Annotated in this window: 9 protein-coding genes and 2 pseudogenes; 3 read left to right on the top strand and 8 right to left on the bottom strand. The window is 51.7% G+C overall.

Annotated elements, in window-relative coordinates; genetic code table 11:
• Positions 1-270 precede the first annotated feature (270 nt).
• From JMJ16_RS33045 to hisI, 8 genes and pseudogenes are all read right to left on the bottom strand, one after another.
• Complete coding sequence (locus JMJ16_RS33045) at positions 271-1,962, bottom strand: FAD-dependent monooxygenase (RefSeq protein ID WP_201388525.1); 1,692 nt, start codon at positions 1,960-1,962, stop codon at positions 271-273.
• A 72-nt stretch (positions 1,963-2,034) separates the two neighbouring features.
• Positions 2,035-3,600, bottom strand: a complete 1,566-nt coding sequence (locus JMJ16_RS54770; protein ID WP_236601775.1) for a LuxR family transcriptional regulator — start codon at positions 3,598-3,600, stop codon at positions 2,035-2,037.
• A 528-nt stretch (positions 3,601-4,128) separates the two neighbouring features.
• Positions 4,129-4,788, bottom strand: a pseudogene (locus JMJ16_RS33035) (DUF817 domain-containing protein); the annotation flags it as partial.
• Positions 4,789-4,858: 70 nt separating this feature from the next.
• Positions 4,859-5,098 (bottom strand): transposase, encoded by a 240-nt coding sequence (locus JMJ16_RS33030; protein ID WP_255553272.1) that lies wholly within the window; start codon positions 5,096-5,098, stop codon positions 4,859-4,861.
• Between the two features lie 165 nt (positions 5,099-5,263).
• On the bottom strand, positions 5,264-5,755 hold the full coding sequence (locus tag JMJ16_RS33025; protein WP_201388519.1) for a transposase: 492 nt from the start codon (positions 5,753-5,755) through the stop codon (positions 5,264-5,266).
• Positions 5,721-6,092 carry a hypothetical protein gene (locus JMJ16_RS33020; protein WP_236601773.1) on the bottom strand — a complete coding sequence of 124 codons (372 nt, stop codon included), beginning with the start codon at positions 6,090-6,092 and terminating at the stop codon, positions 5,721-5,723. The genes JMJ16_RS33025 and JMJ16_RS33020 overlap by 35 nt, the downstream gene beginning before the upstream one ends.
• Positions 6,007-6,207: a transposase family protein gene (locus JMJ16_RS57390; protein WP_201388515.1), complete on the bottom strand. Its 201-nt coding sequence runs from the start codon at positions 6,205-6,207 to the stop codon at positions 6,007-6,009. Before JMJ16_RS57390 ends, JMJ16_RS33020 begins: the two co-directional genes overlap by 86 nt.
• 880 nt (positions 6,208-7,087) lie before the next feature.
• Complete coding sequence (gene hisI / locus JMJ16_RS33010) at positions 7,088-7,540, bottom strand: phosphoribosyl-AMP cyclohydrolase (protein WP_201388513.1); 453 nt, start codon at positions 7,538-7,540, stop codon at positions 7,088-7,090.
• 372 nt (positions 7,541-7,912) lie between these two features.
• Here hisI and JMJ16_RS33005 point away from each other — a divergent pair, with 372 nt between their 5' ends.
• The 3 genes and pseudogenes from JMJ16_RS33005 to JMJ16_RS57385 all read left to right on the top strand — a co-directional run.
• Positions 7,913-10,141: a serine/threonine-protein kinase gene (locus tag JMJ16_RS33005; protein ID WP_201388511.1), complete on the top strand. Its 2,229-nt coding sequence runs from the start codon at positions 7,913-7,915 to the stop codon at positions 10,139-10,141.
• A gap of 42 nt (positions 10,142-10,183) precedes the next feature.
• Positions 10,184-11,956, top strand: coding sequence for a hypothetical protein (locus JMJ16_RS33000; protein ID WP_201388509.1), 1,773 nt, complete (start codon positions 10,184-10,186; stop codon positions 11,954-11,956).
• A gap of 90 nt (positions 11,957-12,046) precedes the next feature.
• A pseudogene (locus JMJ16_RS57385) lies at positions 12,047-12,754 on the top strand (glycosyltransferase); the annotation flags it as partial.
• Between the last annotated feature and the right edge of the window lie 23 nt (positions 12,755-12,777).

Genomic DNA, 12,777 nt, shown 5'->3' with positions numbered 1-12,777 from the left:
CTCTTTCAGTCTACCCCACAAAGTCTCGTTGTAATACTAGATAATGTGCCGGCGATCTATAGGCTGCTGTTCTAGTCTTATGAGCGTGCACTCTACGGCTATCCAGACACATTTCTGACGTCTGTACAGGCACTACTACAAGGGTTGGTTTTTCTCCACTGGAGGAGAGAATGGGAAGCGTGGGCCGAACCACTCGAGCTCCCGTTGCTTTCGCACGGGGAGTTCTCAGGTGGCTGGCCTGATCTCCCAATGGCAAAAGGATTATATCTTCTAGTGGTGGGGAACGTATCCGAGCAACCGTGATAGACCAGTAAAAATGTCATCAGACCCAGCTGGTAGGGCCGCGGCGTTTTGAGCACGCCAGGCGATAAAGCCATCAGGTCTGACTAACACAGCACCTGAGTCGCTTATCCCATAGCTTGCAAGAAAGCTGCCCTCGCCATCGCTATATGGCTGATCGTGCCCAATCCTGTACAAATCCATAGATAATCCCAACCTGCTTGCCATCTTTGCAAACACCTCCAGCCAGCACTGTCCATTGGGCCCTGCCAGCAAGACAAAATTGCGTCCATAGAGATCAAGGATGGATATCTGCTCGCCATTGTGGCGTAACCAGACATGGGGAGCACGCGTTCCAGGGCGTCCCGACGGCTCATTTTCAAAAATCACATCATCGTCATTCTTATGAGAAACGGCAGCGGAACGATATCGATAGCCATATATCACACTGAAGGCAGTTGGTTGAGGCGCATTAGAGCTTTTGCGGACACGCATCAGCATCTCCTGAGCACTCCGCGCGATGGCTTCTCTCTGTTCATGGTGTGGCAGACGATAGGCATATAACCCGGTGGAAACACTCACAGCGAGATCCGCAGCGGGTTGCCGCTCCTGACCGTAGGTGGACAGGAGATGCTCATGCGCCTGTTTTTTGAGCACGAGTGCCATCTTCCAGGCTAGATTGTGGGCATCTGCAATACCGGTATTGGCCCCAAATGCTCCCATCGTCGTCATCACATGCGCTGCATCCCCGACCAGAAAGACACGGTTCTGTTGATAGCGTTCTGCAACGCGTGAAGCAAGTTCCCAGGAAAGCGTGCTCACAATCTTCACGGGCTGGTCGGCGATGCCAATCGCCGCGCGTACGAGGTCAAGGCAATATGCTTCTGATGGTGCGTCGAGACGTTCGCCGGGCCTAGGTTTGAGATTGGCGAACAGCGCCCAGCGGTCTCTCGATGCTCCAGATTGTCCAAGTATGCCATCAACTGTGGCGTTATTGACAAAACAGAGCGTCACCTTTCGTCCCTGAAGCACCTCGCTCAGATCCATTTGAAACAGGATGCTAACCCATTGTCCAAGTATGCCATAACCATAGGAGCCAATGCCAAGCTGTTGCCGGATAGCACTTCTATTGCCGTCTGCCGCCACCAGGTAGTGTGCATGGATACGGCTCTCCTGCCCGGTAGCTCGGTTGCGGATCAGAGCAGTAATGCCTCCCACCTGTTGTTCAAAATGCACCAGTTCCGTGCCAAAGCGGATAGCGCTGCCTGCGGCAGTCGCCCGCATACGCACTATCGGCTCCAGTTTATCCTGCCCGATCATCGCTGTCCGCGTGGGACTCGCGAATGGATTAATGATGCTTGCCCGCTGGTGCGCGGTTGCCTCAGTAGCGTCGAGCACCTTCCCCGTCAAGCTTTCCACGCGCAAACCCATTTCGCCAAGGTGTTCTGGCGGCGTTTCTTGTGCAAAGATGGCAGACTCGATGCCAACCTGGCGAAAGAGCTCCATTGTGCGCGCATTGAAGCCGCCCGCTCGCGCATGGATTGATGTCGTGGTGTGTCGCTCAACAAGTAATGCAGAGATGCCGTGCCATGCCAGAAAGAGTGCCATTGAAAGACCAACCACACTTCCCCCAACAATCAGGACCGGTACATCCTCGTCGTGTTTCGTTGCACTATCGCTCATTGTACTTCCTCCAAACATAGGTGATACGTCCGTCTGGATGGGCAGTATAGAGCGCGGAAGGGTGAAAGCGCATCACCTTCGCTCGTGATTTTTGGCGTTCTCGTGGCTCTCTGTTGAAAAAAGGCGGAGATCCTGAGCAAGAGCTCGCGCTTCTCGGCGGCTATGCGCGTTAAGTTTGCGATAAATGCTGCTCACCTGCGTTTTCACGGTATTGATCGAAACAACCAGTTCGCGCGCAATCTCTGCATAGGAAAGTTCAGCCACGAGAAGACGTAAGACGCGTTGTTCCTGTCGCGAAAGGGGCTCAAGTCTTGTTATCGCGTATTGTGGAGCTTCTCGATCCAGCCCGAGAGTTTGTAGTAAAAGCGGCTGGAGAGATGCAAAGCGTTCTGGATGAGCGGAGAAGCGCGCCTGTAGCGCGGTGAGGCGCTGCCGGACAAGGGATTTGGATTCCCCAAGAGACCATATCTGTAGCAGAATAGACGTTGAGCGCTGCAACAATTCCTCATTTTGCCACTGCTCGCTCGCGTCCCATGCCTCCTGAGCGACCTGTTCCGCCATCTCCACATCCCTCCACATACATAAGGTTTGCGCCAGTCCGAGCAAGGCCGGGATGAGATCCTCGCGATCTCCTACCTCCCTGGCTTCCTGGATCACGCGACGATAACAAGCTGCCGCGTGTTGTAACACTCCTTGCTCACCATAGACCATTGCCAACAGCAGCAGACAACTGCGTGCACCATGTAAATGATGCAAGTTTGTCCAGATGGTGAGAGCCTCTCGCAAGAGTTCTGTAGCCTGGGTGAGTTGCCCACACGACACGGCTCTTGACCCCAGAAGGTTGAGGCAAACGCCGCGCCAATGCTGGGACTCCAGGAATGATAGCCATCGTAACGCCTGACTGGCATAGGCAACAGCCTGTTCTTGCATGCCCTGCCGCATCGCAAGGTAAGCGCGAAAGGCGTAGACTTCTCCGAGTCGAGGGAGATTCCCTTCAGCACGCCAACGCGAATCAGCCATCTGCAACAGCGTCTCTATCTGCTCAAGGATGCCAACCGGTGGCTGTTCTGGTTCAACGCTCACTGAGAGTACTTGCGCGTAGTGAAGACAGAGCAGCGGGTACTGGGAGAGAAGGTCATCGGGCAGTTGTTCCAGCCAGTTCCGCAACGTGGAGAGATCCTGCATATCATCGAAGCCTCGCCTGGTCACATAGCAGTCGATCAGGGCGGCTGCGTGTTCTGCGTCCTGTGCTCGCAGATTCTGCTCAACGGCTTCTTTGAGCATCTCTTCTCGTCCATGCCAGATACTCGTCTCAAGGATTTGTATCTTCTGAAATGCTCTCCCGATCTCTTCTAGACGTGTGACAGATAATTCGATGCTGCGACCCACATAGCGCTTTGCGATACATTTCCCTTGCCGTTGATAGGCATACCAGTATGCTTCGCTGCTCTTTTTCCGCGCTTCTTTGAGCAGATTAAAATGACCATTTCTTCCACGAAAAGAGAAGGAGGTATGTGTGGTCAGCCAGGTAAACCAGGAGGCGCTATCGGCCTCAAGCAAAGGATGGTCATGTTCGTAAAGCAGATAAAGGTCCTGTTCTGCTGACCATAGAAGCGTGAAGCGGGCTATCTTTGGCATCGCTCCTCTCATTCTTTTTTGTTCCCCAAAGCCGTCTTCATTTTGAAAGCTTGGGATATCCGACGGTTGCATCTTTTTCTTTCCTTCGTATTTATCTATGGTAAGTATAGATAAGAAGCAGTTCTAAAGCAATGTAACTATGACAAGTAGGGGCGGCTGATCGGGCTACATCTTTGTGGATTAGAACTCGCACAGGTTCCCTCAGAAGTATGGCAATTTTCGTCGCTGCGACAGCTTTGTTTATCTACCGATCAGCTTATTATGCTGCCAGCGGAAGTGAGTAACCTCTCTGCTCTACAATCACTTACTCCAAATCACCACCACCTTAGCGTTCTGCCAATGGAAGTGGGCAAACTCTCCGCTCTACACGTACTTTGGCTGGGCAGGAAACAAATGAGTATATTGCCAGCGGAAATAGGCAAACTCTCCGCTTTGCAGTGGCTTACAGCACTTGCCTGTTGACGATAGAGGGGAATGTCACTTCTTCACAGGAAGCACAACGACAATGAAGGACGTTCGAGTGCCACTTCAATCAGAGGTACATCTCGTTGCAGACCCGTAGGCTCTTGCATTTCGCACGCGTTTCTGTTTGCCCTTTCTCCCTCCTTTGAGTTGTGCCACAATCAAGATGCTTATGATGACAAGCAGGAACCACGAGCTAATCTTCTCAGGCGAGACAATACACCATATCTGTACCTGGTCAGGATAAGCCCATGCTCCGAAGAAGGTTGCAATGTTCTCCGCAATCCAGATAAAAAAGCCTATCAAAAAAAATGCTGCGATGAGCGGCATGCGATAGGACTGGTGATCGACTGAATAGAGAACGCCTGTCCGCCAGAAAACGCACGCTAGGAGAACAACTAGCGGCCAGCGCAGGTCAGGAATAAAGTGGTGCGTAAAAAAGTTCAGGTAGATCAGCACTCCCAACGGAACGATCCAGTATGGCGATGGCCAGCGCACCATCTCCAGATGCAGACGATGCCAGGCCTGACAGATATAGCTTGCAACGCTGGCATACATAAAGCCGCTATAGAGTGGAACACCGCCCACCTTTGTCCATGCGTCCTCTGGATATACCCACGAACTCATATGAACTTTGTAGAGTTCCAGGAGGAGTCCCACGAGGTGAAAGACGGTGATCACTTTGATCTCGTCTTTCGTCTCCAGCCCGCTACGGAACATGATCCATACTGTACGGGAGCGTGAATGCTGCATGTAAAGCAGAGCCTTCTTTCTCCAATCCTTGAGCAAATGTCTCTCATTCATTGATTCCGCTCGTTTGACACTCACAGAGCCATGCATCCAAGAGTTGGACGTTGCGCTCCTTGAGCATGGTGGCGAAGTGTTGGGTGAATCGATAGGCTCTTGCCAGGTTGGGAATCTGCAACAGATGCTCTCGCATCTGTTGCTCTTGCTTTTCCAGGTGCTCAGGGGCATGAAGAAACAACCAGGCGAGATGGCGCGGAGCCATCTTTTGGCCCTCTTCTGTGTGTTTGATTGAGCTTGATCGGTTCCCACAATCCCCTCATCATGTTGCAACTGGACCCAGCGGTAGACCATCATCTGGCTTCCAGTAAACCTGCATGCTTGCAGTTCCTTCCAGAGTTGACTGCTCGTGCGACATCCTTGTTGCCAACGCTCTTGCAGATAGGGACGATACGCATCAATGGCGCTCTTCGTAGGTGGCACCTGCTGAAATTCTGGAAAAGCAAGGAGCTTGAACGAACTTGCGCACTGTCTGCCGACTGATCTGAAGCTGCTTGGCAATCCCCTGAATGGTTCCCCCTGCACGCGATAAGGCAACCACTTCATTGTAGAGCGCTAACCGTCGATTTCGTGATGCTTCAGCATGGGTTCGCTCGCCACTTGTTCGTTTTTGGCGGGGGGAGATCGCAAGCGAGTTCTGCTTGCTTCCCTCTTCTGATATCTCAGTGTGGCTAAGGAGGCGCTCAATCGCCTCGCGAAGATTTTTGAGAAGATGCCACCGATCAATGACCTGTTGGGCTTGTGGAGCCCCATCAGTTGCTCCACGTTGATAGTCCTTAGAACGATCTCGGCTGATGACTTCTACTCCAGGATGTTGCCTGAGCCACTCAGCAGACGTCTCTGCATGGCGGTCTTCAAGGAGGTCGACTGGCTGATGACTTTCTCGCATCCAGCAAGAGCGTCCCGTAGGTGTGTCCTCGTCGAAAAGCAAAATCGTCCACACCAAAAAATCGAGGGGTGGGTCGAGAAGCCAGGGCCGGTTTTTTGGCACGTCGTAAGAGGGTGTCAGCGCTGACCGGCATGGCCAATTGATGGGCAAGACGAGAGCCAGCTTGCCCGCTAAGAACCACAGCGATATTTTCCAGGATGGTTCCTAAACGCCTGGTTTGCCGGGCCGAGACAGGCAATTCTGGCAAGCGTTCAGCAAATGTTTGCCTGGAGCATTGCGCATTGGGGCAACGAAAACGACGCACTTGGAGCATGAGCTGGACTCTCTGGCCACTCACTGACTGGCAAATCCTGGGGAGTACGAGTGTAGTAACTATGGATATGGCTCGTCGTTTCTCCACAACAGGGGCATATTCCCTCAGCAGTGTGTGCGCAGGCCGTAATGAGTAGCATATTTTCACGGCTGACAATGTGCTGGACTTAAAAACCTGCAAATGCAAAATCAAGCATATATGAGAAGAAGTACCTCGGAAAGGATCGGTTAACATGAGAAGACTCTTTTACTCTCTACTGTATCTACGATTACGGGTTGTACGTTCAGCACGAAAAGTGCGGGAGATCCATAATATTTAGCCAAGAGATAAGTAGAGGAAGGCCCAGGATGTTATCCTGGGCCTTCCTCAAATAAAATCTTGATACTGCGCCGTTCAGTCTAACGTAAACGACCCTTGTCGCTTGAAAGAAATGTACTTTGTGGTTGATGACAACAACCTTAAATCTATCCCACCCCATGTAGTCCTGAAAGCTGTATTTTCAAACTTCCTGCAATACAGCTTTCCAGAAATTCAGTAATTCAAAAAATCTCTACTCTAGCGTCAAATTGAAGCTCTCAGAGGGCAGAGAATGCCTCTATCGGCATAGAGGTGGTATAGGATTGCCCTCCTGCCCCAAAACGCATTGTGACGCGATTTCTTTATCCGCAAAACCTTTTTCTGCTCATATGGCAGGCTGTGCGTTCCAACGTAAGCGCGAAAAAATCAAAGTTTCTAAGGTAACCGCGAAAAAAGCACAAGGTCCTGCTCAGGCTCTCTACCGTAAACGCGAAATAGCTTCATCGACTTCATAATCCTGTTTTGCAGCGGGATCTCATTTGGTGATATAGACAAAAAGAAAGAGGGGGAGTACGGTGGATGACGACAACCCGTACTCCCCTCGGTATATGCAGAGACAAAGTCCTAGACAAGAACCTTGCCTAGTTTGTAGATAAGTTCCTTGAGTTCTTGCGCTAACAATTTCGGACTGGGTGTGTTTAGAGTAGCAACCATGCTTAGTGTCAAACTCGATGGTTTATGTCCATGGAAATATGCTCCTTGTCCTTTGCCTGTTCTTGCTTGACACCTACTGCATGTGTATAGACCTGTTGGGGATCAAAAATCCTTTCGGCGATGGTTACATAGCTATTATCATCTTCAAGACGCCGGTAGTAACAACTACGGTATCCCTCATGGCACGCGGCCTCTCCTTGCTGGATTACCCGTATCACAATGCTGTTCTCTTCGCAATTGACGAATATGCCTCGCACCTGTTGCGTGTGCCCCGATTGCTCGCCCTTGCGCCATATGGTGTTACGTGAGCGACTATAGAAGTGTGTGTAGCCACTCTCTCGTGTCCGCTCCAATGCTTTGTCGTTCATAAACGCGACCATCAGGACCTCGTTGGTGGCATCGTCTTGAATGACCACGGGAATCAATCCCTGCCGATCAAATTTCAGTGGTAGTTCGCTCATTACAGCCTCTCCTCCCGATTGCCTTGCTATCTATGCCAGTAGTATTGCCATCCGCTTTATATAGTAGCACAGACAGTGCTCTTCTTTACCAAACAAACAAGCACGACTGACAATCGATATATTTATTATTGCCAATGTATCATTCTTTAGTGAAATAGCCCACTAGTATTCAGTGAGCACAAACATTGCCATATGCTAAAAAATCTATTATCATTCGTTCAAATGATGAATTGCCCGAATAGAGATTGGGAGTGTAGCACAAGCTACATACTCTTTATAAGAGCATTACTCACTTTTATACACTTATCAATCGTCAAAGCGTGATAATCCTTATGCCAAAAATAATAGCGTAAATAGATGTGGGAGTTTTGCATGGTGGAAAGAGAAGAGCAAGCAGAAAATCCAGGTTATCAGAAAGGGCAACAGATCGGGCAGTACCAGGTGCTTGGCCAGCTTGATCAGGGGCGCTTTGCTGGTACCTTTTTAGGACAACATATTCATCACAAAAAGCAGTATGTGCTTGATATGCATACTCAGCCCCTGGCCGATGAGCTGAAAGAAGCCTTTCTTCAGCAGACTCGTCATCTGGAGAAGTTGACGCATCCGCATATCCTCCAGGTACGCGATGCCGGGTTGGAGAATCGTATGCCCTTCCTGGTTGTCGAGTACGTGCCACATATCACCCTGCGCCAGGTCTATCCCAAAGAGAAAATTCAGCCTCTCGCGAAGTTCCTTACGTACTTGAAACAGATAGGCGAGGCTTTGCAATATGCTCATGAGAAGGGTTATCTGCATAGGCAGCTCCGGCCAGAGAATCTTCTTCTCAACCGCAATAATCAGGTGCTGGTCTATGATTTTGCCCTCGATGCCCTGACCAAGAATCGTAAACGTGTCGGGCAACAGAATGCCCAGCAAGCGCTTGATGCCATTCCCTATACCGCGCCAGAGCAAATTCAGGGTAAACCCTGTGCGGCGAGTGATCAATACTCCCTGGCGGTGATCGTCTATGAGTGGCTTGCTGGCAACCCGCCATTTCAGGGATCATATGTGGAGGTTGCCAATCAGCATGTGCATACTCAACCGCCTGCGCTTCGCTTAAAAGTGCCGGGTATTGCCAGCCAGGCTGAGAAAGCCATTATGCGTGCCCTGGCAAAGGAGCCTGCCCGTCGCCATTCCTCACTTCAAGCCTTTGTAAAGGCTCTGGAAGAGGCATATACCCAGGTTACAGCTAAGAAGATTTCTGCCTCAGAGGCTGAAGCCAGGCCGGTGCCTCAGCAGCAGATCGCAGAGACACCCACGCTGACGCTTGTTGAGCCAGTCTCGACATCTTCTTCGCCACAAACGCATACTAGTGCTACTACTTCATCAGCAGTATCTTCCGTTGCCCAGCTCTCACCTGTGCCGCCATTACCTGCCACACCACCACCGGCGGCAAGCCAGACTCACAGCATTCATGGAGCGCTCCCACTCACACCGACAGAGTTGGCTCCCATTGATCCTCCAGTAGAGTATTCGCCAGCCAGGCGTGATGAGCCTGAGCCGCTTACACGGCGCGCGCTTATGACGGGTCTGCTTGGCCTGGCAGCGGCTGGCGGAGCTATCGGGACCTGGTATCTCATTACGCGTAAGAGTGGAAACGTCTCCCATAGCATAAACGCGACGAACACGACATCTCGCACGACACAGCCTCAGATCACAAGTGATGGAACGTTGATCTATCGCGCCCATCCCGCTCGTGTGAACTCTATTGCCTGGTCCCCTGATGGGAAGCTGATCGCTTCGGCAAGCGATGACCAGCTTATCCAGGTCTTTGATGCAGGGGCTGGAGCAGTCAAGCGGACATACACAGGACATACAGGGGCGGTGACGAATGTTGCCTGGTCGCCCGATGGCACACGCTTAGCCTCAGCGAGCGAGGACCATACTGTTCAGGTCTGGGACACTGGCAATGGAGAGAATCTCTCTACCTATCAGGGGCATTCTGGAATCGTGAATGCGCTCTCCTGGTCATCCGATGGTCAGCTTATTGCTTCTGCGAGCGAGGATAAATCGGTTCAAGTCTGGAATAGTGCTAGTGGTGGGCTGTTCCTCAATTATCAACAGCATAGCGCGGGCGTGCTCACTGTCGCGTGGTCACCCGATGGGCATAGCATCGCTTCAGGCTCCTGGGATGACACGCTACAAGATTGGGCGACCGTTCCCAGCGACGCCTTTGCGATAGGGCAGACCATCTTCAAGTATGGAGGCCATACCGCGGAGATTTATGCCGTTGCATGGTCCCCTGATGGTCAGCTTATCGCCTCTGGTGGTGGTGATCGAACCGTATTGATTGGGCGGGGGGTCGATGGTGTCACGAAAGTCAAATACTCTGGGCATAATGATGCCGTGCATGGGATCTCCTGGTCACCTGATGGCAAACTGATCGCCTCCTGTAGTGAAGATGGGACCGTTCAACTTTGGAATGCCTCCAGTAAGCAGGTACTCTACACCTATCGTGGGCACTCGCGTGGTGTCTACTCCGTTGCCTGGTCGCCCGATGGGAGGCGTATCGCCTCCTCCGGCGCAGATAATACCGTTCAGGTCTGGAAACCGAAGCGCTAGCGAGCTTTGAACGTGTTTGAGAGCTTATTCAAGAGGTATTCCATGTCTTCTCACGAGAATGCATTCAACTATCGCCTCTCTTTGCTTGAGGGCGTGTCATATATACATATTCCAAGGCATATTCCAGGGTATGTTCCTGGACACGTGATGTCTACTCACAATGAGCAGACGACGGGGGAGTCCGCGCGCTTATCTGGGCCGGAGACGCCGTTACCTGCTGCAATCTCTTCCTCGCAGGGAAAGAGTTTCTCATCCAGTCCAGGGAATCAGCCTCCTCAGGCTCCCAGGGGCACCTTACGACGGGTGGGGAAACGAAGGTATCTGCTCCCCCTCTTCCTGCTGGTAGTATTGATCTTAGGGTTGGTACAAGTGGCTTCGGCGATTACGCGTGCCAATATGCACCTGCTTGTGCGCATTGGCGATGTGCAAGAGTCCGACCTAGACCTGAATCAAAGCCTGCCAATTAGTCCATATCTCTTTGGCAGCAATGTCTTTCCTAAAGCGGGTAGTGACTCACAGGACCAGCAGGGAAGCGGCTTTATGCGTTACGATGCGGGTATTGTGGCGGGGTTACGCTCTGCCAGGATACGGCTCTTACGCTTTCCAGGAGGAGAGTGGGGTGAGGAACATACACTCTCTTCCTCTCAACTCGATGATTTTAGCCAGCTCCTCCAGGTAACTGGTGCCGATGGTCTGATGCAGTCCCAACTTTCTAATCCTTCTCAACAGGACACGCTTGCCACACGTGCCAGTAGAGCTGGTTTGCTTGTTGACTATATGAATAACCCAAAAAGTATTCAACGTGCCAGAGCCACCACTCCCTATCACCCTGTTAAATACTGGACGGTGGGCAATGAGCCGGATCGCCTGAAAAATCCAGATACAGGTGCAACCTTTACGGCTACCGAGTACGCTCAGGCCTTTATTCAGTATTCTATCGCGATGCACCAGAACGATCCCACAATCAAGGTCTTCGGTCCTGAGATCAGTCAGTTCTATGGTGCTGGACTCGGCCCTTACGATAGTGCACATAACCTCTGGATGGAGACCTTCCTTCAGATCGTCAGTCGCTATGAGCAGTCCCATCCTAACACGAAATATCACCTGCTCGATGGCGTCTCGTTTCACCGTTATCCACTTGATAACGCTAGCCAGGCCACCAATCTGCTCTTAAACAGCACCGGTGAGTGGAATGATCTCATCTCTTCCCTGCGCCAGAGCATACGCCAGGACTTTGGACGTGACCTCCCCGTCGCTGTGACGGAGGTGAATACCAATCCGAAGGGCGACGTTCCTCCACCTGACTATGCCGCCCTCTGGTGGGCCGATACACTGGGGAAGCTCATGAATCAACAGGTTGAATATGCGGCCTTCTTCTCTACCCAGGGCGTTGATGCCCCCTATCCTCTCTTTACCGCTAGAGATGGACAGCAGACCGTCATGCTGCGTATCATGCAGCTTTTTGCGCACCTGCAAGCAGACTATATCGCCACCTCTAGCGAGAACGACAGTGTGAGCCTATATGCGACTCAGGATGACGCCCACAATACGGTAAGCATGCTCTTGATTAACAAGGAAATGAATACAGAAATTGTCCATGTGCGGCCCAATAGCGGTCTCCTCCCACTCAATGCCTGGCATGCCCAGGATGTGACGCTGAAGGGACATAGCCTGGTACTCCTCACCCTACATCGCAATGGTACGAATGAGGCCTATACATTCTCGCCCGCGCAGGCAACATTCAACGATCCCACGCCAGGCATCCGCCACACCATTTGTGGACAGCAATCTGAGGCACTCACTATCACCTGCTAAATACGAAATTCTCGAATACGATGTATCTGGTCATTTCCCAATATGATGTGGCAAATCACCAAATACATGCGGAGAAATAGAAGGTAGTATATGCTCTGGACTATTTTTATCACATGCCTGGAGGCGCTTTATATGCTTATTATCGCGCTGATGACGCTCCAGGCCATCTTTAATATTCGCCTGCGCCTCTTCATCTGGGAGGAGCCAGAGCAAGCCCTGCTCAATAGCGCGCCCACGGTCTATCGTCAACCCCAGCTCTCCTTTACCATTCTCCTGCCGGCGCGCCACGAGGAGGAGGTCTATCGCGATACTATTCAGAAGGTCTATGATCTCAATTATCCCCGCAAACTGGTGCAGATCATGGCCATCTGCCGCGAGGACGATACCGGGACCATTGCCGAGGCCCGCGCCAAAATTAATGAGTTGCGTGACCCCAATGTCCAGTTGGTCATCTTTAATGACAAGCCCATCAATAAGCCGCATGGCCTGAACCTGGCCTTGCAGGTCTCCAAAGGCGATATCGTGACCATCTTTGATGCCGAGGACGAGCCTCATCCCGATATCCTCCAGGTCATTAATACGACCTACTTAAATGAGCAGGTCGACGTGGTGCAGAGCGGCGTGCAGCTTATGAATCACAATACCAAATGGTTCTGTTTTCTGAATGTCCTGGAGTACTTCTTCTGGTTTAAGTCCTCGCTGCACTTCTTCGCCAGCGTTGGCATGACCCCTCTGGGAGGCAATACAGTCTTCGTACGCCGCGACCTGATGCAACGCCTCGGCGGCTGGGACGAGAACTGCCTGACCGAGGATGCAGACCT

It is taken from the genome of Ktedonobacter sp. SOSP1-52 (genome assembly GCF_016587395.1).
Note: the sequence above shows the minus strand (reverse complement) of the source record. Positions and strands in the feature narration are given on the sequence as shown.